Annotated in this window: 25 protein-coding genes; 13 read left to right on the top strand and 12 right to left on the bottom strand. The window is 72.3% G+C overall.

All coding sequences use genetic code 11. The features are described 5' to 3' along the window. The first annotated feature begins 9 nt into the window (after positions 1 to 9). Positions 10 to 381, top strand: coding sequence for an ArsR/SmtB family transcription factor (locus CXR44_RS36590; protein ID WP_101790864.1), 372 nt, complete (start codon positions 10 to 12; stop codon positions 379 to 381). Next, positions 378 to 1,007: an SRPBCC family protein gene (locus tag CXR44_RS36585; protein WP_101790739.1), complete on the top strand. Its 630-nt coding sequence runs from the start codon at positions 378 to 380 to the stop codon at positions 1,005 to 1,007. The genes CXR44_RS36590 and CXR44_RS36585 overlap by 4 nt, the downstream gene beginning before the upstream one ends. Before the next feature lie 102 nt (positions 1,008 to 1,109). On the opposite strand, the gene CXR44_RS36580 is transcribed toward CXR44_RS36585, so the two are convergent. From CXR44_RS36580 to CXR44_RS36570, 3 genes are all read right to left on the bottom strand, one after another. After that, positions 1,110 to 2,384: an NAD(P)/FAD-dependent oxidoreductase gene (locus CXR44_RS36580; protein WP_101790738.1), complete on the bottom strand. Its 1,275-nt coding sequence runs from the start codon at positions 2,382 to 2,384 to the stop codon at positions 1,110 to 1,112. A gap of 370 nt (positions 2,385 to 2,754) precedes the next feature. Continuing rightward, on the bottom strand, positions 2,755 to 3,726 hold the full coding sequence (locus tag CXR44_RS36575; protein ID WP_101790737.1) for a pirin family protein: 972 nt from the start codon (positions 3,724 to 3,726) through the stop codon (positions 2,755 to 2,757). Positions 3,727 to 3,839: 113 nt separating this feature from the next. After that, a complete protein-coding gene (locus CXR44_RS36570) occupies positions 3,840 to 4,826 on the bottom strand; it encodes an MDR family NADP-dependent oxidoreductase (RefSeq protein ID WP_101790736.1) in 987 nt (328 codons plus the stop codon). Positions 4,827 to 4,887: 61 nt separating this feature from the next. On the opposite strand from CXR44_RS36570, the gene CXR44_RS36565 reads away from it, so the two are divergent. From CXR44_RS36565 to CXR44_RS36540, 5 genes are all read left to right on the top strand, one after another. Then, on the top strand, positions 4,888 to 5,949 hold the full coding sequence (locus CXR44_RS36565; protein ID WP_101790735.1) for a helix-turn-helix transcriptional regulator: 1,062 nt from the start codon (positions 4,888 to 4,890) through the stop codon (positions 5,947 to 5,949). 185 nt (positions 5,950 to 6,134) lie between these two features. Next, positions 6,135 to 6,581, top strand: coding sequence for a DUF6292 family protein (locus CXR44_RS36560; RefSeq protein WP_101790734.1), 447 nt, complete (start codon positions 6,135 to 6,137; stop codon positions 6,579 to 6,581). A 414-nt stretch (positions 6,582 to 6,995) separates the two neighbouring features. Then, the gene (locus CXR44_RS36550; RefSeq protein WP_101790733.1) at positions 6,996 to 7,769 is read left to right on the top strand and encodes a SigB/SigF/SigG family RNA polymerase sigma factor; all 774 of its coding nucleotides are present in this window, start codon (positions 6,996 to 6,998) and stop codon (positions 7,767 to 7,769) included. Positions 7,770 to 7,920: 151 nt separating this feature from the next. After that, positions 7,921 to 8,604 (top strand): hypothetical protein, encoded by a 684-nt coding sequence (locus tag CXR44_RS36545; protein WP_101790732.1) that lies wholly within the window; start codon positions 7,921 to 7,923, stop codon positions 8,602 to 8,604. Positions 8,605 to 8,732: 128 nt separating this feature from the next. Then, positions 8,733 to 9,314: a hypothetical protein gene (locus CXR44_RS36540; protein ID WP_101790731.1), complete on the top strand. Its 582-nt coding sequence runs from the start codon at positions 8,733 to 8,735 to the stop codon at positions 9,312 to 9,314. A 68-nt stretch (positions 9,315 to 9,382) separates the two neighbouring features. On the opposite strand, the gene CXR44_RS36535 is transcribed toward CXR44_RS36540, so the two are convergent. From CXR44_RS36535 to CXR44_RS36525, 3 genes are all read right to left on the bottom strand, one after another. Next, positions 9,383 to 10,252 carry a cytochrome P450 gene (locus tag CXR44_RS36535; RefSeq protein WP_101790730.1) on the bottom strand — a complete coding sequence of 290 codons (870 nt, stop codon included), beginning with the start codon at positions 10,250 to 10,252 and terminating at the stop codon, positions 9,383 to 9,385. A gap of 243 nt (positions 10,253 to 10,495) precedes the next feature. Further along, positions 10,496 to 11,431 carry a putative protein N(5)-glutamine methyltransferase gene (locus CXR44_RS36530; RefSeq protein WP_101790729.1) on the bottom strand — a complete coding sequence of 312 codons (936 nt, stop codon included), beginning with the start codon at positions 11,429 to 11,431 and terminating at the stop codon, positions 10,496 to 10,498. A gap of 233 nt (positions 11,432 to 11,664) precedes the next feature. Next, a complete protein-coding gene (locus tag CXR44_RS36525; RefSeq protein ID WP_101790728.1) occupies positions 11,665 to 12,900 on the bottom strand; it encodes an MFS transporter in 1,236 nt (411 codons plus the stop codon). Positions 12,901 to 13,151: 251 nt separating this feature from the next. On the opposite strand from CXR44_RS36525, the gene CXR44_RS36520 reads away from it, so the two are divergent. The 3 genes from CXR44_RS36520 to CXR44_RS36510 are packed head-to-tail and all read left to right on the top strand — an operon-like array spanning position 13,152 to position 15,654. Further along, complete coding sequence (locus tag CXR44_RS36520) at positions 13,152 to 13,367, top strand: hypothetical protein (RefSeq protein WP_144070216.1); 216 nt, start codon at positions 13,152 to 13,154, stop codon at positions 13,365 to 13,367. A gap of 10 nt (positions 13,368 to 13,377) precedes the next feature. Then, the gene (gene cysK, locus CXR44_RS41885) at positions 13,378 to 14,880 is read left to right on the top strand and encodes a cysteine synthase A (RefSeq protein ID WP_101790726.1); all 1,503 of its coding nucleotides are present in this window, start codon (positions 13,378 to 13,380) and stop codon (positions 14,878 to 14,880) included. Between the two features lie 24 nt (positions 14,881 to 14,904). Continuing rightward, positions 14,905 to 15,654, top strand: coding sequence for a DUF2249 domain-containing protein (locus CXR44_RS36510; protein ID WP_101790725.1), 750 nt, complete (start codon positions 14,905 to 14,907; stop codon positions 15,652 to 15,654). A gap of 121 nt (positions 15,655 to 15,775) precedes the next feature. On the opposite strand, the gene CXR44_RS36505 is transcribed toward CXR44_RS36510, so the two are convergent. From CXR44_RS36505 to CXR44_RS36485, 6 genes are all read right to left on the bottom strand, one after another. After that, the gene (locus CXR44_RS36505; protein WP_245899881.1) at positions 15,776 to 18,241 is read right to left on the bottom strand and encodes a multicopper oxidase domain-containing protein; all 2,466 of its coding nucleotides are present in this window, start codon (positions 18,239 to 18,241) and stop codon (positions 15,776 to 15,778) included. A gap of 97 nt (positions 18,242 to 18,338) precedes the next feature. After that, positions 18,339 to 19,565 (bottom strand): MFS transporter, encoded by a 1,227-nt coding sequence (locus tag CXR44_RS36500; RefSeq protein WP_101790724.1) that lies wholly within the window; start codon positions 19,563 to 19,565, stop codon positions 18,339 to 18,341. Between the two features lie 144 nt (positions 19,566 to 19,709). After that, on the bottom strand, positions 19,710 to 20,891 hold the full coding sequence (locus CXR44_RS36495; RefSeq protein ID WP_101790723.1) for a TIGR04053 family radical SAM/SPASM domain-containing protein: 1,182 nt from the start codon (positions 20,889 to 20,891) through the stop codon (positions 19,710 to 19,712). Continuing rightward, on the bottom strand, positions 20,888 to 21,025 hold the full coding sequence (locus CXR44_RS39885; RefSeq protein ID WP_180903883.1) for a hypothetical protein: 138 nt from the start codon (positions 21,023 to 21,025) through the stop codon (positions 20,888 to 20,890). Before CXR44_RS39885 ends, CXR44_RS36495 begins: the two co-directional genes overlap by 4 nt. After that, entirely contained in the window at positions 21,018 to 22,052 is a 1,035-nt protein-coding gene (locus CXR44_RS36490) for an Acg family FMN-binding oxidoreductase (protein WP_245899879.1), read from the bottom strand. The genes CXR44_RS39885 and CXR44_RS36490 overlap by 8 nt, the downstream gene beginning before the upstream one ends. Positions 22,053 to 23,139: 1,087 nt before the next feature. Further along, the gene (locus CXR44_RS36485; RefSeq protein WP_101790722.1) at positions 23,140 to 23,919 is read right to left on the bottom strand and encodes a transposase family protein; all 780 of its coding nucleotides are present in this window, start codon (positions 23,917 to 23,919) and stop codon (positions 23,140 to 23,142) included. Between the two features lie 99 nt (positions 23,920 to 24,018). Between CXR44_RS36485 and CXR44_RS36480 the strand changes: the two genes are divergently transcribed. The 3 genes from CXR44_RS36480 (at position 24,019) to CXR44_RS36470 (ending at position 25,757) form a co-directional block, all read left to right on the top strand. Continuing rightward, positions 24,019 to 24,396 (top strand): NucA/NucB deoxyribonuclease domain-containing protein, encoded by a 378-nt coding sequence (locus tag CXR44_RS36480; protein ID WP_180903882.1) that lies wholly within the window; start codon positions 24,019 to 24,021, stop codon positions 24,394 to 24,396. Positions 24,397 to 24,507: 111 nt separating this feature from the next. Continuing rightward, a complete protein-coding gene (locus CXR44_RS36475; RefSeq protein WP_101790720.1) occupies positions 24,508 to 25,143 on the top strand; it encodes a hypothetical protein in 636 nt (211 codons plus the stop codon). Next, on the top strand, positions 25,140 to 25,757 hold the full coding sequence (locus CXR44_RS36470) for a MarR family winged helix-turn-helix transcriptional regulator (RefSeq protein ID WP_219602226.1): 618 nt from the start codon (positions 25,140 to 25,142) through the stop codon (positions 25,755 to 25,757). The genes CXR44_RS36475 and CXR44_RS36470 overlap by 4 nt, the downstream gene beginning before the upstream one ends. Positions 25,758 to 25,760: the final 3 nt, after the last annotated feature.

Below are 25,760 nucleotides of genomic sequence, written 5' to 3'. Positions count from 1 at the left end.
GCTGTGGCCATGCACGCGTTCGACGTTCTGGGCGACCCGGTACGACGCCGGATCCTGGAGCTGCTGGCCGACGGCGAGCTCGGCTCCGGCGAGGTCACCGCGGTCATCCGGACCGAATTCGGCATCTCCCAGCCGGCCGTGTCCCAGCATCTGAAGGTGCTGCGCGACAGCGGCTTCGCCACCGTGCGGGCGCAGGGCACCCGGCGGCTGTACGCCGTGGACCCCGCCCCGCTGCGCGAGATCGACGCCTGGCTGGACCACTTCCGCGGCTTCTGGGACCAGCGCCTGGACTCGCTGGCCACCGAGCTGGCCCGGGGCAGGCGCCAGCGCCGCGCGGCGTCGCCTCCCGACGGACCACCCGAGAGGAACGACCATTCATGATCGACATCATCGACGCCATCAAGCGGGCCGGACGGCAGGTCGGCGACGACGGCGTCACCAAGACGATCACCATCACCCGCACCTACGACGCGCCCGTCGAGGACGTGTGGGATGCCTGCACCACCCCCGAGCGGATCAACCGCTGGTTCCTGCCGGTCACCGGTGACCTTCGCGTGGGCGGCCGCTACCAGCTCGAGGGCAACGCCGGCGGCGAGATCCTGCACTGCGAGCCGCCCCGCCTGCTCCGCATCACCTGGACGATGGGCGACGCCCCCGGAAGGTCGGAGGTCGAGGTGCGGCTGACCCCCGCCGCGGACGACACCACCGACTTGCGGCTGCGGCACACTGCGGAGGTGCCGCCGGAGTTCTGGTCGCAGTTCGGCCCCGGCGCCGTCGGCGTCGGCTGGGACCTGACGGTGCTCGGCCTCGGCCTGCACCTGACGGGGGGCGCCGTCGGCGACCACCGCGCCTGGGAGCAGAGCGAGGAGGCCCGCCAGTTCATGACCATGAGCGGGGAGGCGTGGGGCGTCGCCCACGAGGCGGCCGGCGCGCCGCCCGAGCAGGCCCGGGCCATGGCGGCGAACACGATCGCGTTCTACGTCCCCGCCCACCCGCCGCAGACCTGACCTCACGCCCGGCTTCTCCTCGTCCGGCCTCTCCTCGTCCGGCCTCTTCGTTGCCGGAGGCGACGAGGGCGGGTCCCGTCCGGCGGGATCCGGCCCCGCGGTTCAGGCGGTCACCCCAGGCGCGGAGCGGCTGCCGGCGAGGCGGGGCCGGCAGTCGGTGAGCACGGCCTGGGCCGCCCGCCGGCCGGAGACGAGCGCGCCCTGGAGGGAGCCGGTGTCGCGGTGGTCGCCGCACACGTACAGCCCGGCGTGCAGGCGCACCGGCTTGCGCAGGGGGTGCGGCGGCGGCATCGCGGGCAGCGCCGCCGGGATCGGATAGGTGGCCAGGTGCTCCCAGCCGGCGGTGGTGCCGTAGATCTCGCCCAGGCGCTCGCGGACCGGTCCCTCGTCGGTGGTCAGGCCCAGGACCGACGTGGACACCAGCGCGCGCCCGTCCGCGGAGTACTCCGGGGCCGCGTCGGTGACGACCAGGGTGTCGGTGATCGCCCCGGTGGCGTCGACGATCTGGACCGGCTCGTGCAGGGGCGAGCGGGGGGCGGCGTGGTAGAAGGTGGTCACCGCGCGCATCGGGGGCACCTCGATCCCGCCCAGCAGGTCGCCCGCCGAGACGGGGTCGGCGGCCACCACCACGGCCCGGCCCTCCACCGTGGTGCCGTCCGCGAGTCGCACCCCGTCGGCCGAGCCCTCTGTCACGCGGGCGCCCAGGGTGATGGCGCCCGGCGGCAGCCGGTCGGCCAGCTGTCGCGGGATCTGGCCCATGCCGAGCGCGGGCAGACCGATCGTGCCGCGCGCGAACGACCGCCAGAACAGGTGGAAGACCCGGCTGGAGGTCTCCAGATCGCGTTCCAGGAGCACGCCGGCCAGGAAGGGCCGCATCAGGCAGTCGATCATCTTGGCGGACATGCCCCAGGCGCGCAGCTCCTCATCGGTACGCCGTTCGCGCCCGCCGCGCAGCCGGGAACCGGGCAGGGCGAGGTCGCGCGCGGTGATCGCGGCGAGCACGGCGTTGTCGCGCAGCGTGCCGAGGCCGGCCAGCAGCCCGCTCAGCGCGTGCCGGGGATGCCGCCACGGCAACATCACCCTGGCCCGGGCGGTGGCACCCTGGACGATCAGCCCCGAGGCGAAGGGGCGCACGTCGAGCGCGTCGATGTCGAGGACGCGGCGGGCCTCGGGGTAGGCGGTGTTGAACACCTGGTAGCCGCGATCCAGCCGGAAACCGCCGACGACGTCCGTGCGCACCCGGCCGCCGACCCCGTCGGACGCCTCCAGCACGCGTACCGCCATGCCCGCCTCGTGCAGCCGCACCGCGCAGGCCAGCCCGGCCACCCCGGCTCCCACGACGATGACGGCCTCGCGTGTCCCCCGGCTGATGTCCATGCCGAGGCCCTACCCCCGCCCGCGCACCTCAGACGCGTGTCCGCACACCAGGCGAACGACCGCACGCGTCCAGGCAGGGGAGGCTGGACTCTCAGTTCACCGGTACGGCTGCCAGAGTCGTCGCCGGGACCGGCCGGAAGCTCGGAAGGGCGGCGACGAGCTCGGCCTCGGAGACCTGCTCGCTCAGGAGCTGGACCGTCAGGCACAGGTTCGGCGTCGCCCCGGAGCCGCCGATCGCGGCGCCGGCCCACGCCGGGCCGATGTGCGCGGAGATCGCCCCAGCGGGGCCCGCCTATGGCCCTGCTCACCTCACGAAGGACCGGCTCCGCTCCATGCGGGACGGACCCGGCGCGCGATCGCCAGGTGGTGGTCAGACGTGACCGGCGGGGACGGTGCCGAGCCGCCCCGCCTGGAAGTCCTCGAACGCCTGCACCAGCTCCTCGCGGGTGTTCATGACGAACGGGCCGTAGTGGGCCACCGGCTCGCCGATCGGCTCGCCGCCGAGCACGATCACGTCAAGCGTGTCCTTCGCCGAGGCGGTGAGCGTGATGCTCTCCCCTTGTGTCGTCAGTCCCGGCTGGTTGCCGAAGCCGTCGAACACCGCGAGTTGCCCGCTCCCGAACGGCCGCCGCTCCGTGCCGGCCGACCCGCGCCCCGACAGGGCGTAGGCGAGGGCGTTGAAGTCCTTGCGCCACGGCAGGGTGAGCCGGGCGCCCGGGCTGACCGTGGCGTGCAGCAGCGTGATGGGCGTCTGCGTGCTGCCGGGGCCGGTGTGTCCCGCGAGGCCGCCGGCGATGAGGCGCACCACCGCCCCGCCGTCGTGGCTGCTCAGCAGGACGACGCTGGAGCCGCAGATGTCCTGGTAGCGCGGCTCGGTCATCTTCTTGGCGCCCGGCAGGTTGACCCAGAGCTGTACACCGTGGAACAGGCCGCCCTGCTGGACGAGCCACTCCGGCGGAGCCTCCTTGTGCAGGATGCCCGCGCCGGCGGTCATCCACTGGGTGTCGCCGTTGGTGATCGTGCCGCCCCCGCCGTTCGAGTCGAGGTGCTCGATCACGCCGTCGATCATGTACGTGACGGTCTCGAAGCCGCGGTGCGGGTGCCAGGGCGTGCCCTTGGGCTCGCCCGCGGCGTAGTCCACCTCACCCATCTGGTCCATCATCACGAACGGGTCGAGGTAGGACGGCTTGATCGCGGCCAGGGCGCGGCGCACGGGGAAGCCCTCGCCCTCGAATCCACTGGGGGCGGTCTCGACGGTCAGGACCCTGCGCTGCGGCCGTGCCGCCGCCGGCTCGGGCAGGCGGGGGAGGGTGAGCGGGTTGTCGACGGTTACGGCGGGCATGCTGGGCTCCTTCCGAGGGCCTCGAGCGAATGTGCACCCGACAACCAAGTTTATGTTTCAACTATTCCGTACGGTAGGCAGCCCGGTAGCGTGCGTCATGAGGGCGAACCTGGTCATGCCAGCCGTACCGAGACGTTGCCTCGGTAGTCGCCGCGCAGCATGGCCAGGAATGCGCCGGGCACGCCGTCGATGCCGGTCTCGACGACGGTCCGCGGGTAGACGAAGCGGTCCTGGTCGAGCGCGGTTCGGAAGTGGTGGTGCCAGGCGGCGATCTGGTCGGGGGTGTGGTAGCAGGAGAACGGCAGCAGCTCGACGCCCCTGGCCAGGGCGGCGTCGCGGTCGGGCTCGGGGAAGCGGTCGGAGGCGGCGCCGAGTTGGGTGGACAGGGATCCGCACAGAGCGAACCTGGCTCCTGGCGCGGCGACTTCGAGCGCGGCGTCATACAGCGCACCGCCCACGGTGTCGAAGAAAACGGTGATGCCCTCTGGGGCCAGTTCCTTGAGCGCGGCGACCGGGCTGTGGTGGTAGTCGAAGGCGGCGTCGAAGCCGAGTTCGTCCACGAGGTAGTCGGCCTTGGCCTGGCTGCCCGCGCTGCCGATCACCTTCTTGGCGCCCAGGTTGCGGGCGATCTGCCCGGCCAGCGAGCCGACACCGCCGGCCGCGCCGGAGACGAACACGATGTCACCCTCGCCGACCTTGGCCACGTCCGCGACGCCGTAGTAGGCGGTCGGGCCTTGGCCCAGGTGGTAGCTCGGGTCGGGATAGGCGTCCGGGTCCAGCTTGACATAGGAGGCGGCCGGTCCCGCCGAATGCGTGCTCCAGCCGCTCATCGACTGGACCAGGTCGCCTTCCTGCAGGTCGGGGCTCTCTGAGCTCAGCACGGTGCCGATCGCCATGACGCCCACCCGCTGGCCGGGCTGCCAGGGCGGGATCGGAAGGTGGCAGTCGGCGCGCATGAGTTCGAGATAGGTGGCGGCCAGGCCCAGGTAACCGGTGCGGACCACGACCTCGCCCTCGATCTCCGCTGGAGCGATGGTGAAGTGCTCGGGGCCGGGGATGGCGGCGATCTGAGCGGTCAACTGAACCTCGCGAGTCATCATGGTGACGACCCTATGGAGCCTTCCGGCCAGTTTCTGACCGGAAGTCGCCGATGATAGGGATATGGCCAACACCAGTTCCCGCACGCTCACGCTGCTGTCGTTGTTGCAGACGCATCGCCACTGGCCAGGCGCAGATCTGGCCGATCGCCTCGGAGTGTCGGAACGCACACTGCGCCGGGACGTCGATCGCCTGCGCGAGCTGGGGTATCCGGTACGCGCCTCCCGGGGCACCGACGGCGGCTACCAGCTGGAGCCCGGGGCCGTGCTGCCGCCGTTGCTGCTCGACGACGAAGAAGGGGTCGCGCTGGCGGTCGGCATGGGAGACGCGGCGCAGAGCGGAATCGCGGGACTGGATGAGGCGGCGGTGCGCGCGTTGACCAAGGTGGTGCAGGTCCTGCCGCCCCGCCTGCGAGCCAGGGTGAACGCGCTGCGTGCGATGACCGTCTCGGCGACGTCCGCCGGGCCGGTCATCGCGGCGGAGGTGTTGACGATGATCGCCCAGTCGTGCCGGGACCAGGAACGGCTGCGCTTCCGCTACACCACACGCGGCGGCGCGCAAACCGAACGCGAAGTGGAACCCCATCGCCTCGTCGCGCTCGGGGGCCGCTGGTATCTGGTGGCCTACGACCTGACCAGACACGACTGGCGCAGCTTCCGCCTCGACCGGCTGGCACAGCCACGCAACACCGGCGCCCCTTTCCTGCCACGGCCGCTGCCCGGCGGGGACGCCGCCGCATTCGTACGCACCGCGGCCCAGGTTCCTGCCGCTCACACTGTCGTCGTGCTGGTTCACGCACCCGCGGAACACGTGCGCCGGATGGTCGGCCAATGGGGTGAGATCGAACCGGTCGCTCGCCATCGATGCCGGCTCACGATGATCTCCACCAGCCTGGACTGGCCCACGCAGGCCCTGGGCAACGTCGGCGCCGAATTCGAGGTGCTCGAATCGCCGGAATTCGTCGATCACCTGAGAAATTGGGGCACACGGTTTCTCAACGCCGTCGATAGATCGGCAGCTCCCATCGACGGCCTGGCCGAACCTGAGAACGAACGATGCCGGGGCAGGAGATCCGAGACACCTCTTCCCGCTGAGCCGCCGTCACGCGCGTCTAGGTCTCAGTGACACCTGGCCATCGGGCAGGCCGGGACCACCCGCGGCTGCCGCTGATCCCGAAACCACGGCCCGCCCCTGGACCAGATCCACCTCGGCGTCGCGAACCGCTTGGGGCCAGTCTCATCAATCATGAGGCATCCTGCTGTTTGTCTCACCTACCTGAGGAGCAGCACCAACGTTGGAAGGACCAGGCCATGGCCAAGCGGGAACGCGCCGACGCCATCAGTTACGGCTGGGCTGTAGCGAACGCGCTGACGGCGGCGGGCGTCGAAAACAGTGGCGCCGCACGGGCCGGGGAGCCGGGCAAGTTGAAGCGTGCCCTGACGATCTCGCTCCTGGACGGCTACTGGCACATTCCGGACTTCGGGAACACCGTCGAGATGAGCCTCGAATGGGACGAGGAGCACGGGTGGACGTTGCTCGACGTCAACGAGCCCGGTGCGGTGCGAGGTTTCGCCTACACCTCCTACGACCTCGGACTGGGTGTGCTGCCTGAACCGGCCAAGGTGGCACGGCTCGTCGACTCGGTCCTGGCAGGGGAGGAACACTTGGGCATCGGTCCCCCACGCAAGTACCGCATGGCCATCAAACACAACCCGGACTTCGAAGCGGCCCTGGCCGCCTACCTCGGCGAGGGCTAGGCCCATCAGCCACGCTCGCAGATCTGGCAGATAGTCCTGGCGCCTAGGGGAGTACGCGAGCACGGCGAGCCGCGGCCCGACGGTCACCATGACGGCGGGCCGCCGACGCCTTCCTGTCCACACCCCGCCTCACCAACGCCAACACCCACCGCGCCTACACCGGCGCGATCGACCGCACCGTCGCCACGCTCGGCCGCGAGCGGGCCGCCCCGAACCCGATCAGTCACTGCTGCGCCAGCGCCACAGCGGGCAGCCGTTATGGATTCGTTGCCATAAGGAGGTGAGAGGCGGCCGTCGGGTGGGGAGAGTGGATCTCGAAGTCCAGCAGAGGGCTTCCTCTCACGCGAATCGAGGCGTGCCTCTGCATGGGCTTTTTCTCGTGTACGGGGCCGCCGGCACATCCGGGAGCAGCACGTGCCTGTCCTTACCACCGCACTCGAGCACCTGACCGCCGAGGAACTCCTGACCGGCCTGGCCGGCCCGCACATCTCCGAACTGGAAGCCGCGCGCATCCGCGAGCGTCTGGTGGAGATGCACGAGGGATTGGTGAGCGAGGTCATCCGCCGCTACCGCTACCGCGGCGAGCCCCTGGACGACCTGCGCCAGGCCGCCTACGTGGGCCTGATGAAGGCCATCAACGGCTACGACCCGACGCTCGGGCACGAGTTCCGGGGATACGCCATGGTGACCGTGCTGGGCGAGGTGAAGCGTCACTTCCGCGACCGCACGTGGGCCATCCGGGTGCCGCGCGTCTACCAGGAACGCCGCATCGAGATCAACAAGGCCACGGCGGAGTTGACCCAGGTCCTCGGCCATTCGCCGACCGTCGCCGAACTGGCCGCCAAGCTGGGCATCTCCGAGGAGGACGTGCTGCTCGCCCTTGAGGCCTCGACCGCCTACTCCGCGCTGTCGCTGGACGCGCCGGTCGGCGGCGGGGACGAGGACGCGGCCGAGCTGAGCGACTTCCTGCCCGCGCAGGACCACTCGCTCGAGACCCTGCTCGACACGCACGCGATCAAGCCCCTCATCGACGCGCTCCCGGCCCGGGAGAAGAACATCCTGCTGATGCGCTTCTACGGCAACATGACCCAGTCGGAGATCGCCAAGGAGTTCGGCATCTCGCAGATGCACGTCTCGCGCATTCTGCGCGCCGTGCTGACCAAGCTGCGCACCGCCCTGACGGACTGACCCTCGGCCCGGACCGCCGTCCGCCGCCCGCCGCCGCCGCGCCGCACGCACGCGCGTGTGACGCGGCGGTGCCGCCCTCACGTCGGCCCCGGCCGGGGGACCATCCGGCTCGGGAGGAGTCCCCCGCCGCCTCGGCGGGAACAACGACCGCATGCAGAACACGGCCGAACCGCCGGCGAAGGCGCTGCGGACGCCGCGTGCTGCGGGAGCCGCCGGGATTCTGTCCGCCCTCCTGCTGGGCGGCGCCATGATCCTGGTGCGCAGGGCGATCCCCGAGCGCCCGCTCGACGCGGCCGCCCACCTCTCCGGCGCGACAGGTCACGACGCCCTGCGGCTGGCGCTGGTCCTCCTGCCGTTCGGGGGTGTCTTCTTCCTGTGGTTCATGGGCGCGCTACGCGACTCCATCGGCATCCGGGAGGACAGGTTCTTCGCCACGGTGTTCCTCGGCGCCGGACTGCTGTACGTGGCGCTGCTCTTCGTGTTCGGCGCGACGGCGAAGGCCTTCGTGGTCACGATCGACGCGTTGAAGGGCTCCCTCCCGCCGACCGGGCTGCCGCACTACGGGCGTCATCTCACGATCACCCTGCTCACCGAGTACGCACCCCGCATGGCGGGTGTGTTCACGCTGACCACCACGACCATCGTGTCGCGCCTCGGCCTGTTCCCCCGCTGGCTGCTCCTCGCCGGCTACCTGGTCGGGCTGGTGCAGCTGCTGCTCGTCAGCCGAATCGCCTGGTCGGAGATGGTTTTCCCCGTGTGGGTCATGGTCGTCGGCTTCTTCCTGCTCGTCTCTCCGTCCGAGCGCGCCGACGCCCCGGATCCGCCCGGACGCTGATGCCCCCAGGCGGGCTCACCGGCGGGGCGTCCTGCGGTATGTGACCGCTTTGTCATCGCTTGCCGCTCAGGCAACACCGGCCGCGCCCCGCCGCTGTACCTGCCACGATCACCAGCGACAACGTCCTCGTGGGGGCCGACCGCCTGGCCATCGCCGACGGCGCCGTGGTGTGGTCACCGGAGGAGGGCGGTGTGTACCGGCTTCCGCTGAAAGGCGGCAGGCCGACTCTGTCCAGCGGGACAAGAGGTTTCTACCTGGCCGAATGGCCCTGGGCCGGGTGGCCGCGCAACGACCCCACAGTGGACTACCCCATTGCCCGCCCGGTGGAGCACCTGAAGAACGTGCTGACCGGCGAGACCAGGAACGCGGTCCCTCCCGCGGGCCGGACGTCGTGGCATGGCTGCGGGGTGATGTGGTGCTTCGACGGCACCGAGGCCTGGCGGCGCGACGGCACCGGCCGCCGTGCCCTGCCGGGGCAGGCCGTGCACGGCGACCTCTACGCGGGCCGCTACGTCCTGCTCCGCCAGCGTGACTCCGCCGGCAGGGCAGCCGTTGCCGTACATGACCTCGTGACGGGACGCACCGGCCTGCTGTTCCACACCCCGACGCGCCGCGGCGACCAGACGCCGCCCACCCTGCACCTGCAACAGAGCATGCTCGGGTACCGGACGGGGCGCGGCACGCAGGTTCTGGTCCATCTCGTTCCCTGACGTCCTGACGTCCTGACGAACGGCGATCGGCGCGGGGCAGCCGCCCGGTACGCGACGGCTGCACCGGGTCACCCGCGGGAGGCGGGCCGCGGGGACTGCGCGGTCCCGTTCCGATCCGGTACGGGCCTCTCCGAAAGAGGCCTCTCCGACACGGGCCTCTCCGACACGGGCTGACGAGGCGCGGGGCAGAGCGCGTCGAGGACCCCCGCCGCGAGCGCGAGCGCGTGGACCGAGGCCGGGCAGGGCCGCACACCGTGGCCGAACGTCAGGTGCGGGCTCTCGCCCCTGGCGGGGTCGAACCGCTCGGGGTCGGCGAACACGGCGGGGTCCCGGTTGGCCGCGACGAGGTCGATGACGACCTCCGCACCCGTGGCCCGGTCCACCCGGCGGGTCGCCTTCAGCGGTGGGTCGTGGCGCAGGGTCTCCCGCAGCAGCCCTTCGGACTCGGCGGCATACTCGTGGGTGAGGGCGTTCGCGATGAGTCCCTCGGTGGCGGCGTGGGCCTGGAGCAGCAGCGTGAGACCGGTGATCGCGGATGGCGCGTCGCCCGCCAGCCGGACCAGTTCGGCCACCGCCGCGTCCGCCGCGGGGGTCTCCTCTCCGGACAGATAGCCGGCGGCGACCGCCTCCACCAGCGTGACCGGGGCCGGGACGCCGAGGGCGGCGGCCAGCACCTCCGTGGGCACGCCCCTCCAGTCGCCGTCGCGCTCCAGTGTCGCCGTCCGCGCCCGCCGGCGCAGCGTGGCCGGGTCGAGCACGGCCAGCCGTTCTTCCAGCGCCCGCCGCCGCTCCGCGTGCGCCTCGCCGCTGCTGAACCGCGAGACCTGCGCCCGCAGCCACCCCAGCGTGTCCGGCTGCGCGTCCTGGCGCACGGGCGGCGGGACGTACCGGGTGTCCGCGAGCACCGCCCGGGCCTCGTCGTGACGTGTGATGACCATGCGTACGACGCTAGGCGCGGATTCCTTCGACCCGCGCCGAAGGATGCCGGGCACGCCCCCGCCCCATACCCGGCCCCGTGCCCGGCCCGATGCGCCCGCCACGTCGAGCAGCATCGTCAGGCGCGCCACGGCCGAGGAACCGTCGCGCGGCACCTCGTCCCGCAGCGGCGCCCACCCCGCCAGGGCGACGACCGGAGCCGCCCTCCGGCCGGCCGTCTCGTGTCCGGGGACGGCCGGCCGGGGTCAGCGGGCGGAGGAGCCGGGTGGGGCGGGGCGGGTGCCGATGACGGCGGTGGCATACCGGTCGCGGGAGGTGGCGATCCGGGGCGCGAGCCCAGCACGGGAGATCGCCTCGGCGGCCGGCGCCGCCTGCTGCTCGCTGGTCTCGACCAGCAGGTGGCCGCCGGGGGCGAGCCAGCGGGGCGCCTGCGCCACGACCCGGCGTACCACGTCGAGCCCGTCGGCGCCCCCGTCGAGCGCCACCAGCGGCTCGTGTTCGCGGGCCTCCGGCGGCAGCAGGCCGATCGCCTCGGTGGGCACGTACGGCGGGCTGGCGATCAGGATGTCGACGCGGCCCCGCAGCGTCGAGGGCAGCGGCTCGTACAGGTCGCCCTCGTGTACGCGGCCACCGGCGGCGGCGAGGTTGCGGCGGGCGCAGCGGACGGCGGCCGGGTCGATGTCCACGGCGTGCAGCTCGCACCGGCCGACGACCGGGACCAGCGCCGCGGCCAGGGCGGCGGCCAGCGCGCCGGAGCCGCAGCACAGGTCCACCACCACGACGGGCCGGAGCCCGCCGTCACCGCCGCCGGGCTCCCCGCGGCCAGTCTTCTCGCGGCCCGCCGGGGCCGAGGACGGTCCGGCGGGCGGGGCGAGGGTCGTCCGGGCGAGGGCGGTGGCCTGGTCGGCGAGGAACTCGCTGCGGCGGCGTGGCACGAAGACCCCGGCGTCCACGGCGATGCGCAGGCCGCGGAACTCGGCCCAGCCGAGGACATGTTCGAGCGGCAGGCCGGCGACCCGCCGTTGAACCATGGCGTCGAGTTCGGCGGGGTCGCGGGCGGTGGACAGGAGCAGCCGCGCCTCGTCCTCGGCGAACACGCAGCCGGCGGCACGGAGTCTCGTCACGACGAGCGCGGGGTCCAAGGGGTGGGACGGTGTCGGGGATGACAGCGGGGATGGCATGGAGCGCCTTTCGGGTGCCCAGGGGCGCTCTCCCGGTCACCTACACCGTGGCGACGGCACGATCACGATGGGAGAGCACCCGGCCTGACATGGCGGTAATGGGGCTCACCTCCTCGGTCGTGTCCACCTGGGACGGCCACCCTATCGGAGCGCGTCCGGGCGGGGCAAAGCACCCCTGTGGAGGTCCGGGCTGGATGAGTCGGTGCCCGTGGCGCTCGCGTGCTCGGCGGGCGTCAGGCCGTCAGGCGTCGCAGCACCAGCGGCACCGCCAGGAACGCCACGCCGGCGGTCAGGAACGCACCGGCGCCGACAGCGCCCGCGATGGTGCCGGCCAGGGCCGCCAACGGGGGAACCACGGGCTGCGCCACACCCCACGACGATCCCTGGAAGGCGAACCAGCGAGGCCGCTCCTCCTCCGGCGCGGCGTCGGCCACCGCCGCCTGCCAGCGGCCCAGCAGCACGCTGGTGGCCACGGCGCAGCCAAGGTAGGCGGTGACCGTGAGCGGCACACTGGTGGCGGAGGCCATGCCCAGCGCGAGCACGCCGAGCAGGAGCGTGCCCGTCCCCAGGATCACGCCGTGCGAGCGCCCGGCCAGCAGCCCGCGGGCCGCCCACAGGGCCGGCGGGGCCAGCGCGGCGGCGCCCGACAGCGTCAGGCCGGGCAGCCACGCCGGGGCGCCCCGCTCCAGCAGCGCCATCGGCAGGTACATCATCACCGCCAGGGTGCCGACCGCGAACGCGGTGCCGGCCACGGTCAGCCGCACCAGCGCGGCGGGCGGCCGCCAGCGCCGGGCTGCCTTCCGCCGAAGCCGATCGCGCAACCCACCGCGCCGGACGTCGGCCCGCCGGTGAGTCTGGAGGCCGGACCGGACGTCGTGCTGCCTGTGGGGCCGGTCGTCGGACTGGAGGTCTGGCCGTCTGTGGGGCCGGACGTCGTCGCGGGGCAGGAACGCCGCCGCCACGACGGCGGCGACAAGACAGGTGAGCGCGTCCACGGCGACCAGCCAGCGCACCCCCAGCGGCAACAGCACCGCCGCCAGCAGGCCGGCCGCCGCCCCGGCCGCCGACAGCGTCACCCCGAGCATCGCGTAGGTGGCATGGCGCCGCTCGCCCGAGCTCGCCCGTGCCAGCAGTTCCTGGGAGGCCGGCTCGTACACCTCGAAGGCGAGCCCCACCAGGGTGACGGCCGTCAGCACCTGAACCGGGCCCCGCGCCAGTGCGAGCAGGATCAGCGCCGAACCGGTGGCGGCCAGCCCGGCGGTCAGCACGCCGCGCGGGGAGAACCGGTCGAGCAGGAACGCCCCCGCCCACCGCGAGAGCAGCGCGCCGCCTCCGAACAGCGCCAGCGCCGCCGCCGCAAGGTCCGCCCCCGCCAGCACCGCCAGGAACGACAGCGCGTAGGCGCCCAGCGCGTTGAGAGTCCGTACCGCGAGCAGGACCCGCGCCGCCGACGGCAGCGACCTCCACATGCGACCCCCCGGCCTCCGGCGAAGACGTCATCGTCACACACCAAGCCGACAATCCCGCCGCCGAGGAGACGCACGCCGGTGGCCGGGCTGCGCGAGCGGGCGCACCGGCACATCGATCACTCCCGGGTACGGCGTGTTCCCCGGCCGCCAGGAGGCTGCCGATCGGCCCTGTGAGGTCGGGTCCAAAGTCCCACGCGAGGGTGACCTGTGGCAGTGCCGGCCGGTCAGGCCCCGGACCTAGCGTGTGGGTCATGCCCGATGAGCGCCACCCGATCCGCCGCCCACCCGGCACGCGGCCCGTGGCGTCCATGACGGGCCCGGACCCCGGCGGGCGGCGAGTCGCTGTCGTCAACACCCATCCCCGGACTCACCGCCCGTCCGGCCCGCAGCCGGTCGCCGACTTCGCGACCCCCATGACCGGCTTCCACGTCCGGCGCGTCTTCGACGAACGCTGTCCCGGGGCCTGACCCGCACCCCATGGCCCGTCCCTCCGACAGGCCGACCTCGCTGTGGACCCGGACGGACATCACCCTCATGCTCGACGAGCTTCGCGCGGCCGTGCGCCGCGATCCCGCCCTCTACGGTCACCGCAGGCTGGAGGCGCTCCTCTACCCCGGCGTCTGGGCGGTGTGGACCCACCGCCTGACCCACTGGCTGCACGACCGCCGGGTGCCGTTCGTTCCCCGCCTGATCTCGCAGCTGGCCCGCACCCTCACCGGGATCGAGATCCACCCGGGCGCCCGCATCGGACGGCGGCTGTTCATCGACCACGGAGCGGGCGTCGTCATCGGCGAGACCGCCGTCATCGGCGACGACGTCACGCTGTACCACCACGTCACGCTGGGCGGCCGCGGACACCGGTCCGACGCCAAGGGCACGCCCCGCCACCCGGTGATCGGCGATCGGGTCACCGTCGGCGTCGGCGCCTCCGTCCTCGGCCGCGTCCACGTCGGCGACGACGCCTCGATCGGCGCCCACGCCCTCGTCCTGGCCGACGTGCGCGCGGGCGCCCACGTGCACGCACCCGTCACCCCCACCGCCATCAGGAGAGAACCCGTGCCCGGCATCCATCCCGACGTCCTGTCCCTCGTCGGCGCGACCCCCATGGTGAGCCTGTCCCGCTTCGGCGCGGGACTGCCCGCCCGGCTGGCCGCCAAGCTGGAATCCGCCAACCCGGGCGGCAGCGTCAAGGACCGCATCGCCCGCGCCATGATCGAGGCCGCCGAGGACGCCGGCCTGCTCCGCGCCGGCTCCCGCATCGTCGAGCCCACCAGCGGCAACACCGGCATCGGGCTGGCCATGGTGGCGGCCGCGAAGGGCTACCGGCTCACCCTCACCATGCCGGAGAGCATGAGCACCGAGCGGCGGGCGCTGCTGGCCGCCTACGGCGCCGAACTGGTCCTCACCCCCGCCGCGCTCGGCATGAAGGGCGCGATCGCGGAGGCGGAACGGCTGGCCGCCGAGCACGGCTGGTTCATGCCCCAGCAGTTCGCCAACCCCGCCAACCCCGACGTCCACCTGCGCACCACCGCGCAGGAGATCTGGCAGGACACCGGCGGCGAGATCGACCTGCTGGTCTGCGGCGTCGGCACCGGCGGCACCATCACCGGCGTGGGCCGGTTCCTGCGCGAGAAGAAGCCCGAGGTGCGCGTGGTCGCCGTGGAGCCGGCCGAATCGGCGGTGCTGTCGGGCCGGGCTCCGGGACCGCACGGGATCCAGGGCATCGGCGCCGGCTTCGTGCCGGAGGTCCTGGACACCGGGGTCTACGACGAGGTCGTGCGCGTGGACGTGGAGCAGGCCCGGGAGGCGTCGCGGCGGCTGGCCCGCACCGAGGGCATCCTCGCGGGCGTCTCGGCGGGCGCGGCCCTGCACGCGGCCTCCGCCCTCGCCGCCCGCCCGCACAACGCGGGCCGGCTCGTCGTGGTCGTCCTGCCCGACACCGGCGAACGCTACCTCAGCACCCCCCTCTTCACCCCGTAGGCACCACTGGAGGAGATCCTTTCCATGACCACCCACACGCAGGCCGACGCGCAGAACGCGGTGCTGGCGAGAATCCGCGCCCATCACGACCAGCTCGGCCGTACGATGTCCGACCACGCCGTGACCATCGCCCGCTCCATCGACCGGCTGACGTCCCCGGCGCCCCGGCAGGCGGTGCTGGCGGCGTTCTGCGCCGACGAGGTGCTGCCGCACGCCGCGGCCGAGGAGAAGACCCTGTACGCCGCCGCGGCCGGCCTGCCCGCCACCGAGCTGCTCGTCCGGGCGATGCTGGACGAGCACGCCGCCCTGCAGGAGCTGGCCGGCGACCTGGCCACGGCGACCACCCCCGGCGAGATCGTGAGCGCGTCGTCCGCGCTGAACGCCCTGTTCCAGGCGCACCTGAAGAAGGAGAACGACGTCCTGCTGCCCGCTCTCGCCGCCCACGGGGTCGATCTGGAGTCCCTGCTGGGTGACGCGCACGAGATCCTCGGCGAGCCAGCCGGCGGCGCCTGCTGCGGCTGCGCCGACACGGGACACCCGGACGGTGAGGACGACGTCGAACTCGACGTGCGCCGCCTCGTCCCGGCCCAGCGCCACGAGCAGATCTTCACCGTGTACGGCGAGCTGGCGGCCGGGACGGCGTTCGTGCTGGTCAACGACCACGACCCGAAGCCGCTGTACTACCAGTTCGCCGCCGAGCACCCCGGCGAGTTCACCTGGGACTACCTGGAGGCGGGGCCGGAGGTCTGGAAGGTCCGCATCGGTCGTCCCTGACCGTCCGTCGCGCGCACCGGACGCGCGCATGACCGTGGCCTGCCCCGAAGGAGACAACGGGGCAGGCCACGCTCGTGCGCGCGGTCGGTCGTCCAGGCTCACCTGAACCGGCCGTGCGCGGTCAGTCGTCCTGCGGAGCGCTCACCTTGACCAGGCCGTGCGCGCCGGCCTCGGCCTGGTGCATGGTGTGGTCGACCACCGGGTAGGTGCCCGGCTCCGGGAAGACGAGCTCGACGAAGCCGCCCTGCGCGGGAGCCAGGTCGAGCACCTGCGCCCCGCCCGGGTCCCCGGCGCGGAGCCGGTAGGCGCCCTCGGTGTAGACGGTGTCGAACGGCGCGCCCACGACGTGCAGGGCGGTGCCCGTGCCGGGGCCCGCGGCCACGGCCCAGATGCGGACCCGCTCTCCGGCCGTGGCCGTCAGAGGGGCGTGGTCGTAGCCGGCGGCGGTGCCGTTGAACATCCAGCCGTCCGGGTCACCCTGCCGGATCTTGGCGACCTGCGCCTGGCTGCCGGGCTCGCCCAGATACAGCTCACCCTGGACGAGGAGGTACTCGCGGCCGACGTCGGGCAGGTCGGGCGGGTCGATGATGACGGCCCCGTACATGCCGTTGGCGATGTGCTGGGTCATCGGCATGGTCGAGCAGTGGTACAGCCACGCCCCGGCGAACTCCGCGCGGAAGCGGTACGTCAGCCGTTCGCCCGGCTGGATGGTGCGCATCGGGCCGTCCGGCGCGTTCGCCCCGGCGTGGAAGTCGATGCCGTGTCCCATCGAGCCGTCGTTGACGAACGTCACCGTGAACACGTCGCCGACCTTCCCGCGCAGCACCGGCCCCGGCATGGTCCCGTTGAACGTCCACACGCGTTGCCGCACTCCGGGCGCGACCTCCTGGACGACGGTGTCGTCCGCGCGGATCTCGACGCGGTGCTCCGTGCCGCCGGGGGCGGGTTTCAGGGCCGCGTCGTACGGGGTCCAGCCCGGTGACATGGGCGCGGCCAGGTCCAGCCGGGCGGGCGCGTCCGGCTGCGCGGCGGCGGGTGAGCCGTGCCCGTCGTGGCCGGTGCCCTGGTCGGGCCGGGTGGCGGCGGCCGAGCCGGTCGGGGTGATGCGCAGGGTCATGCCCGCCGCGCGGTGCCCGGCCACCGTGCACCACCCGTCCACCGCCTCGCCCAGCGGCCGGAGCCTCAGTGTGGAGCTCTGCCCGGAGGCGAGCATCGGGGTGCGCTCGCCGGTCGCCAGGCGCAGGTCGTGGCGTTGGGCGTCGGCGTTGGTGACGCGCAACGTCAGCACGGTGCCCACGGGCGCCTCGATCACGGCGGGCCGGACGCGCATCCCGGACAGCGTCACGTCGACCGTGCGGGAACCGGTCGCGGTCACCGTCGGCGGCGCGGAGACGCCGGTCACGGCGACGACGACGGCGGCGGCCGTCAGCAGGCAGCCGACCACCACGCCCGGGTTCGCCCGCGGGCGCCACGACGCGCGCGGACCCCGAGGCGGCTGCGGTGCCCCGACCGGACCTCGTGGAGGCGCGACTCGGGCACGGCCGGAGCGCGTCAGCGCGAACGCGCAGCCGGCGAACAGCAGCAGAGCGACCGCCGCCAGCACGCCGCCCAGCGTGCGCACCACCGCCGCGGCGGCCAGGTCCCCGGCCACGCGCAGCCCCACGGCGGCGTGCAGCGCGGCCAGCGGCGCGTACAGGACGGGCCGGTAGGGCAGCCGGACCCGCAGCACCGCGGGCAGGATCACCGGGGCGTGCCCGAAGACCATGGACATGACGAAGCCGAGGAAGAGCGCGTGCAGCGCGGCGTCGTACAGGTAGCGCCCGGACGCCAGCCCGGTGATCGACCACAGTGCCCCGGCCATCGCGAGCCAGCCGTACCCGGCCAGCAGGCACACGGCCGCGTACCGGGGGAGCCCGGACCCGCGCACGGTCCGCCGCGCCACGTCGTGGAAGGCCAGCCACCCGGCGACCGCCACCATCCCGGCCCCGGCCGTGCGCGCCCCGGCGGCCGGGGCGAGCAGCGACACGACGGCCCCGGCGCCGACCACGGCCGTGGCGGCCAGCAGGCCCGCCCATGCGGCGGGCCGCAGGAACACGACGTGGGCCAGTTCGAGCCGCTCGGCGGCGATCGTCAGCACGAGGAAGGCGGCGAACCAGACGGCCAGCTCCGCCACCGGCCGGCCGGCCAGCCACAGCAGCCCCGCCGCCGGCCACGCCAGCGCGCCGCCGAGCTGCAGGAACGTCTCACGGGAGCGACGGCGGCCGAGCAACGCCAGGTAGACGCCCACCAGCCAGCCGCCGGCGGCGGTCAGCGCCAACCGTCCCGTCTGCTCGGCGCCGGCGGCGAGCGCCACGGCCCCCGCCGCGGCCAGTGCCGGCGCCGCGTATCCCCACGGGCGGCGCAGCGCCACCGCGCGTTCCAGCGCGATCAGGGTGCCGAGGAAGCCGAGCGCCATGAGCGGCCCGTGGTGCTCGGTGAAGGACGCCGGCGCCGGCATCGCCTCGATCAGCAGCGCGAGCCCGCCGGTGATCCCGGCGGCCAGCGCGACGGCGGCCCCGGCCAGCAGCGGCAGCCGCCGCCAGGCCACCGGCGGCCCCGGTCGCTCCGGCCGCCGCCGCGGCTGTTCCGGCCGCGGCGGCGCTCCTGAGGGTCGTACGGGTCCGGTGCTGCTGGGAGCCTTCCGGCTAATCACTGGTTCCGGCGGCGGCGGGTGCCGGCCTCGTGGCGAGGGCGCGTACCGCCGTCGCCGTCAGCACCACGGTCGCGACGGCGGTCACGGCCAGCAGAGCCAGGCCGATCCCGTAGGAGCCGAACTGCCCGTACAGGAAGCCCATCACCAGCGGGGGCACGAACCCGCCGAGGCCGCCGGCGGCGCCGACCAGACCGGTGACCGCGCCGACCTTGTCGGCGGGGGCGACCCGGGCGACGAGGGCGAAGGTGGCGCCGCTGCCGGCGCCGAGCGCCGCGGCCATGGTCAGGAACGCGATCGTGCCGACCGGCATGAGGCTGGGCGTGAGCGCCTGCACGCCCGCCATGCAGGCGATGACGACGAACACGCCGGTCAGCACGGGGATGGGGCCGATCCGGTCGGACAACCAGCCGCCGAGCGGCCGGGCCAGGACGGCCAGGACGACGAATCCGGCCATCCGGTTGGCGGCGTCGGCGAGTTCGAGCCCGTAGCCGGTCTGCAGGTAGGCGGGCAGGTAGACGGCGAAGGCGACGTAGCCGCCGAACGCCACCGCGTACAGCGCGCACGCCTGCCAGGTGATCGGCAGCTTCAGGGTCGCGGCCATGCGCGTCACCATCGACGCGGTGGCGACGGTGCGGCCCGGCGCGTCCCGCAGGACCAGCCACGCGATGACGGCGTAGCCGGCCAGGACGACAGCGGTGAGCAGGAACGGGGCGGTGGCGCCGCCGCTCCGGACCAGGGGGACGGTGGTCAGCGCGCTGATCGCGGTGCCGCCCATCCCGGCGCCGAAGATCCCGACGGCCAGCCCGCGGCGGTGCGGCGGGAACCAGGCGTTGACGAACGGCACGCCGACGGCGAACACGGTGCCGCCGATGCCGAGGAAGAACCCTCCGATCAGCAGCGCGACCATCGACGTCTGCCCGAACAGCCCGATGAACAGCACGGGGACGATGGTGGCGGCGGAGACGAGCGGGAACATCACCCGCCCGCCGAAACGGTCGGTGAGCGCGCCGACGGGGATGCGGCCCAGCGAGCCGACGATCACCGGTACGGCGACCAGCAGCGCCTGCTGCCCGGCCGACAGGCCGAGCAGTTCCTTGAACCGCGGGCCCAGCGGGCTGAGCAGCGCCCAGGCCCAGAAGTTCACCGCGAACCCGAGGGTCGCCAAGGCGAGCATCAGCGCGGGCCTTCGACCGTGGGCGGCGGCTTGTGGGTTCGTCATGTCTTCCTCGCGTGATCGTGCGTTCGTGGGGTGGACTCGGCGGGCAGCGGCTGCGCGCCCCGTCGACGTGCTGCGATGTCCTGGTCCCATCTCAGCGCGGAGGTCCCGCGCGGGGTATGGACCAAGGTCTCGACCTTCGGGGACTTAGGACGCCTGGAGATGCCGGGCGAGGTCCTCCTGGTAGGGGAAGCTGCCCGGTTCGTAACCGCACCACGGCTCCTCGGCGAGCATGTCGCCGGTGCAGGCGTACGCGCGCGACCGCGATCCGCCGCATATGGCCCGGAACTCGCATGCCCCGCACCGCCCGCCCAGCCGGTCGGCATCGCGCAGGGCGGCGAACAGGGGAGCGGACCGGTAGATCTCGCTCAGCGGCCGATCGCGTACGTTGCCGGCGCCCAGGGGCAGGAATCCCGAGGGGTGCACGGTGCCGGTGTGGGAGACGAACACGAAGCCGCGCCCGGCGTTCACGTCGATGGGCGGGCGGCGCACCCGGCTGCGGCCGATCAGCCCGGCGCGCTGCGCCCGCAGGTGCAGGTTCTGGTAGAGGGGCCCCAGCGACGCGGCGTGGTCGGCGCCGTGCTCGGCCAGGATGAGCCGCTGCAGGGCCACCCGCCGGAAATGGTGCGCCTCGGTCGTCTTCACCGGGACGGTGGTGCCGACGTCGTACAGGAAGTGCAGCACGTCCTCGGCCTCCTCGGGGCTCAGCGCGGACAGGGCGCGGCCCCGGCCGGTGGGCACCAGGAAGAAGACGCTCCACAGCAGCGCCCCCTGGTCGCGCACGAGGCGGGCGATGTCCGGCAGCCCGGTGAGGTTGCGGCGCGTCACCGTGGTGTTGATCTGCACCTTGAGCCCGGCCTCGCGAGCGGCCTGCCAGGCCGCCATGGTACGGGTGAACACGCCGTCGTAGCCGCGGAAGGCGTCGTGCCCGCCGGCTGTCGCCCCGTCGATGCTGAGCGAGATCGCGGCGGCGCCCGCCTCGCGCAGCCGGGCGAGGCTGCCCGGGGTGAGCGCCGGGGTGGCCGAGGGTGAGACGGCGGGGGAGAGGCCGAGCTCGCGGGCCCGCCGGATCAGCTCCAGCAGGTCCGGCCGTTCGAACGGGTCGCCGCCGGTGATCACGAACAGCGGCGCGGGCCGGCCGAAATCCGCCACCTGCCGCATCAGCCCGGTGGCCTCGTCGGTGGACAGCTCCTCGGGGTGCCGGTCGGGCACCGCCTCGGCGCGGCAGTGCAGGCAGGCCAGCGGGCATGCCCGGGTGGCCTCCCAGATGACGATGAACGGGCTGTGGGCGGCGTCCCGCCGGACCCGCCGCAACGGTCGCTGCGTCATGCGCTGACTCCCCGCGGGTTGTGGGCCGCCGCGTCGGCGGCCGGGTGGTCGCCGGTCAGGGCGAGGACGGCGGTGTCCCGCCGCGGCGGCCGGCCCACCTGCTCACACACCTGCTCACCCACCTGCTCACCCACCGGGGACCTCCACCGGGTCGAGCACCTCGAACACCGAGCGGCGGGGCACGCGCGGGACGGGCGGGCCGTACCCGAACCTGGCCAGCATCTGCACGTGCCCGAGCGGCCCGGCCTGCTCGCCGTGGTGCTGTGCCGGGCGCAGGTCGAGCGGCTGGCTGAACATCGACGCCGCCACGCCGTGCGCGGTCGCGGTCAGGAGCACCCGCTGCAGCGCCTGCCCGGCACGCAGCCAGTCGAGCGGCCCGTCACCTCTGGTGAACAGGGCCGCGACCTGCGGGTCCGCCTCGAAGTCGGCACTCGGCCGCGCGGCGTCCCGCAGGCTGAAGTCGCGCATGGGCAACCTGCCGTCGCGCGGGCGGGGGCCGAAGGCGTGCTCGGGCACGCCGTCGAAGCGCCGGCTCGGATCCGTCCAGGAGGCCAGCTCGGCGCGATAGGACTCCTCGGCGGCCAGCGTGTCGTCCGCCGTACCGATCATGTCGAGCACCCGCCGCGCCGTCCGCCCCTTGACCAGGACGAGCGTGGCGCCCTCGGCGTGCGCGGCGTGGACCAGCTCGACGAAGACGTCCTTGGGGAGCCGGCGGTCGTCGAACGGGAAGCGGTTGGTCCGCCGGTGCGGGATCATGTCGTACATCAGCCGCTCGTCCTGGTCGGGCGGCTCGCCCGGGGTGGCGCGCACGGTGGCCAGCAGGTCGGGGCGGGCGGCCGGGTCCGGCAGCGCCGTGACCTGGGCGTCGTGCCCGGTCATCCGGACCGCGAGGCGCAGGTTGAACAGCGCGGCCCCGCAGCTGATGCCGAGCCCGCGCCCCATGGGGTCGGTGACGGCCAGCAGCCGGTCGAGGTCGGCGTACAGTTCCATGGTCGCGTCGTCGACCCGGCGGAAGCGCCACGGCTGGGTGTTGTGCACCGACGGCGCCGCGGCGGCGGCGTTCACCGTTCTGCTGACGCCGCCGGGCGTCGCGAACGGGAGCCGGCGGGCGGCGAGCGATCCGGGGTCAGGAGGGGCAGGGCTCGCGCCGGTGTCGGTCACCGGGACGTCCCCGGCGCGGAGGTAACAGCGGACATGGGACGACGTTCCCGCGCCTGGCCGTGGTCACGGCAGGGACCATAGTCCCTGGGATCGCCTCCGATGGACCGTTTCCCCGCCCGGGACCCCGCAGGACGCGGACGCGTTCCCGCGCTGCCAGCCGCCGCGGGCGACATGACGAGCCTGTCGCGGCCAGTAAGACCAGCAGTTTCAGGAGCGCAACCACATGGATCAGAACATGCATTCGGTTCTGGCCAGGCTGGCTGTATCCCGAAGCCGCCCGTGGTAAGACTGCTGCCCGATGGGGCTGGCCAGATGCTGAAACAGCGGACGACGATCGATGGCCGCCGTGAGGCGCTGTTGACGTGGACCGACATCATCCCTGGCCCACGCGGCAAGCTGGTACCTCGCCAAGGGCGGGTTCCGCCGTCGAGGCGGGTCTTCCTCGATCGGGAGGACTACAGCGGCGTGGAAGATGTGGATGAGCGAACTGAACGGCGCATCGGTGATGCGGGAACAAGCGCGGAGGTGCCGGTTGACGGGAGGCCTCCTGGCTGGCCTGACAGGTCACAGCGCCCGGAGACCCCGATTGGAAGGTGTCGGCTGTTTCTTGGCTGCTGGAGGCGATACCGCCCGACTACCGAGCTCACGGGTACGCCCAATGAGTCCGGGTGTCCTCATCCCAGCCCTACACGCTGCGGTTCTCCCAGCCCTCCAGCAAAAACCTGTACGTCGGACCGCTCAAAGTCGTCTCCTCTCGCCTGTCACGCCATGCCCATGGTCTACATCAGGGCAGACCGGGTCTTCACGATGTCCAAGACAAAGAATTCCAATTTTCCGGGATGTCATCGCACACATCGAGAAGGCTCTGGACCCGAACAAGAACGCGGATGCCAATCCGCCGTATCGCCTCGGAGACACGACCGACGGCCGGAACGACGAATATCCGCCGGCGCGAGAAAAGACAGGCACCGAGCGGTTCAAAGTCATCTCAGGAAACTATGCGGCGGCGCCGGGCACCGATGCGGGCCTCCCCCTCTGGAGAGGGACCCAACGGGAACGACACCGTCAACCGGAGAGTGAACGTTTTTCATCCTCGGGCGGCGTGAGCGACACGGTGGTTCTGAAGGACAGCGATGGTTTTGCAGAGATGGCCGGCCTTGGAAGGGCTGCAGCGTAGCTTTCGGAGGATCTTCCAGCCTTTGAGCTGGGCGTTCGCGCGTTCGCCGGGTCCGCGGAGTCTGGCGTGGGCACGGTTGGCCCGTTTCTGGGATTCGGGCTTGTTCTTGCCCTTGTACGGGGTGATCAGCGGTCCCTCGGCGCCCTGGTAGCCCTTATCGGCAAGGGTGACGATCCCTGCTTTGTCCAGCGCCCGCAGGATTCCCCAGATGCGGGCGGCGCTCAGGTCGTGCGTCTTGCCCGGCAGTGCCCCTGACGTCCACAGGATGGTTCCGTCCGGAGTGGCGATGACCTGGATGTTCATCCCGTGCACGCGGTGCTTGCCGGAGAAGTAGGGCCGGTCGGCCTTGATCCGGTCTGTGCGGATCAGCGTGCCGTCCAGGACCAGGTAGTGCAGCCCGTCGCGCTTGGCCTTCCGTAACGCCCGGTCAAGCCTCAGTGAGCGCGCCGACAGCAGCGCCACCGTCTCCTCCACATGCCGCCACGCGGTCGCTGTCCTTACGCCGAAACCGGCGCCGAGCTCGCCGAACGTCTCGCCCTTGCGCAGGTAGACCAGGACCAGCAGGGCTTGTTGTCCCGGGTTGAGCCGGCGCCACGGCGACTTGATCGTCTTTCGGCGCCGCCGGACGATCCCGGCGACGTAGTTCAGCGTCTGGGACGACAAATCGACGGCAGCACGATAGAACAGCATCCGAAGCCCCTGGTTGTGACGGTGTGGGTTGTGGTGATCAACCCGTCTACCAGGGGTTTCTCTATGTCGTCAGGCGAACGTCGACCTTGCGATCACGCTGTGACCAGCGCTCCGCTGCCAGGGGATGAAAAACGTTCAGTGTTCGCCGGGCATCAATTTTGGGTGCACAAGGGCACCGATCGCGAATTCCACTTGGGCAACGCATGGGGGTCCAACTACTGCAAGTATTACAATGAGGACATGTACGAGGAGCACGGCATCGGAGTGCTCCGATGTGACGAATACCCATTCGCGTCCACGCAGGAAGGCGCGGCCAAGGACCGGTTAAATTACTCCGTGCAGGCAGTCTGGACCAGTCACAACTCTAGGCACGGAGATGCGCTCCAGGACTTCTACAGCCAATATCGCCTGCTCACCTACAACCCGGACCACAGCGTGTCCAGCGAAAGTCCGTTCTGGGTGAAGATCGTGGATTAGGAGTCAGACGGTCTAGGTATAGTTAGCGATCTCAGGCGGGGTTGCCGAGACGAAGGCCCGGCAACCCCGCGTTGTATTCAGCGTGCGACGTTCGCGGCCGGAGGTAGGAAAGTGGCAGACCTGGCACAGCAGTATCCGCTTGAGGATCAGTGGGCCCTGCTGGCCGAGCACCGGATCGAGTATCTCTTTCACGGGCTCTGGGTGGAGAGCGGAAACGCGGACGAGGTGAGCGCTCTTCTTCGGGTTGACCCTGACTCGCGGCAGGAGTGCGGCCTCGAGGCGGCGACGGAGACCTTCCAAGCCTCATCCGGGGAAATGGTCTGGATGGGCGCGCACTCGCCCGGGTGGACGCACATACTCGCCTCCGGGCTCTACCCGTACCACCCCGCCATCCGGCACCTGGGAAAGCGACGCGTCTTTGAGATCCGCTACAACGACCATCTCAAGGAACTCGAACCGGTGAATCTCTACTATGACGGGGAACATGTCGGGGACGTCACTCCGCCGTACGAGGAAGGCGGATATATGGAACTACCCGACTATCGGCCGTACGCGAGCGGGATCGCGCTCGGCGATCCGCTCGACCTGAGCCGGTGCCTGCATCTCATGTTGTGCATGGTGGGCCGGATCACCGGGCGCTTCCTCGACCGGGAATGGTCCACCTCGACCAGGGCCCTCTACCGAATCCCTGAAGGGACCTGGCAGGAAGCTTCGACGCGATCAGCGGACCTGTCGCCCGACGCGTGACGAGCGGTCTCTCCACGATCGGCATGGTGCTCAAGAGCAGGGCGTGGGAGGGAGCCGGGCCCGAAGGCGTGACACCGACCCAGGCGCAGGCGCTGGAGTCGCTGCGCGAGCGGCCGGCGAGCCTCGGCGTCCTCGCGGCCCGCCTGGGCGCCTCGACCGCGACGGCCAGCAACGCCGTCAGCGCCCTCGTGCACAAAGGGCTCGTGGTGAAGGAGCCGGGATCGGACAAGCGATCCATCACGCTGCGCCTCACCGAATCCGGGGCGTCGATGGCAGACCGTACGAGCGCATGGCCGGACTTCCTGAGCCGCGCCGTGGAGACCCTCGACCCGGGCGAACAGACCGCCATGCTGCGTTCGCTGGTCAAGGTCATTCGGACGTTGCAGCACAACGGCGACATCCCGCCGCAGCGCATCTGCCTCACCTGCCGGCACTTCCACCCGCACCTCCACGCGGGCTCCGCCGAACCTCACCACTGCGCCTACCTGAACGAGCCCTTCGGCGACCGGCACCTGCGCCTGGACTGCGCCGAGCAGGTCGACGCCTCACCCGAGCAGCAGCGACGCGCCTGGCAGCGCTTCGTCTCCCAGCAGACGAGGCCCGCCGGCACCTGAGAG

It is taken from the genome of Nonomuraea indica, assembly GCF_002850745.1.
Lineage (GTDB): Bacteria > Actinomycetota > Actinomycetes > Streptosporangiales > Streptosporangiaceae > Nonomuraea > Nonomuraea indica.
This window is presented reverse-complemented; position numbering and strand designations above follow the sequence as displayed.

Bases quoted from the DNA above. Each gene is read 5' to 3' on its own strand.
- CXR44_RS36585 (WP_101790739.1), top strand. From the start codon at position 378: ATGATCGACATCATCGACGCCATCAAGCGGGCCGGACGGCAGGTCGGC.
- CXR44_RS36525 (WP_101790728.1), bottom strand. From the start codon at position 12,900: ATGTGGAGGTCGCTGCCGTCGGCGGCGCGGGTCCTGCTCGCGGTACGG.
- CXR44_RS36580 (WP_101790738.1), bottom strand. From the start codon at position 2,384: ATGGACATCAGCCGGGGGACACGCGAGGCCGTCATCGTCGTGGGAGCC.
- CXR44_RS36500 (WP_101790724.1), bottom strand. From the start codon at position 19,565: ATGACGAACCCACAAGCCGCCGCCCACGGTCGAAGGCCCGCGCTGATG.
- CXR44_RS36560 (WP_101790734.1), top strand. From the start codon at position 6,135: ATGGCCAAGCGGGAACGCGCCGACGCCATCAGTTACGGCTGGGCTGTA.
- CXR44_RS36565 (WP_101790735.1), top strand. From the start codon at position 4,888: ATGGCCAACACCAGTTCCCGCACGCTCACGCTGCTGTCGTTGTTGCAG.
- CXR44_RS36510 (WP_101790725.1), top strand. From the start codon at position 14,905: ATGACCACCCACACGCAGGCCGACGCGCAGAACGCGGTGCTGGCGAGA.
- CXR44_RS36570 (WP_101790736.1), bottom strand. From the start codon at position 4,826: ATGATGACTCGCGAGGTTCAGTTGACCGCTCAGATCGCCGCCATCCCC.
- CXR44_RS36520 (WP_144070216.1), top strand. From the start codon at position 13,152: ATGCCCGATGAGCGCCACCCGATCCGCCGCCCACCCGGCACGCGGCCC.
- CXR44_RS36575 (WP_101790737.1), bottom strand. From the start codon at position 3,726: ATGCCCGCCGTAACCGTCGACAACCCGCTCACCCTCCCCCGCCTGCCC.
- cysK (WP_101790726.1), top strand. From the start codon at position 13,378: ATGGCCCGTCCCTCCGACAGGCCGACCTCGCTGTGGACCCGGACGGAC.
- CXR44_RS36530 (WP_101790729.1), bottom strand. From the start codon at position 11,431: ATGCCATCCCCGCTGTCATCCCCGACACCGTCCCACCCCTTGGACCCC.
- CXR44_RS36495 (WP_101790723.1), bottom strand. From the start codon at position 20,891: ATGACGCAGCGACCGTTGCGGCGGGTCCGGCGGGACGCCGCCCACAGC.
- CXR44_RS36535 (WP_101790730.1), bottom strand. From the start codon at position 10,252: ATGGTCATCACACGTCACGACGAGGCCCGGGCGGTGCTCGCGGACACC.
- CXR44_RS36545 (WP_101790732.1), top strand. From the start codon at position 7,921: ATGCAGAACACGGCCGAACCGCCGGCGAAGGCGCTGCGGACGCCGCGT.
- CXR44_RS36485 (WP_101790722.1), bottom strand. From the start codon at position 23,919: ATGCTGTTCTATCGTGCTGCCGTCGATTTGTCGTCCCAGACGCTGAAC.
- CXR44_RS36590 (WP_101790864.1), top strand. From the start codon at position 10: ATGCACGCGTTCGACGTTCTGGGCGACCCGGTACGACGCCGGATCCTG.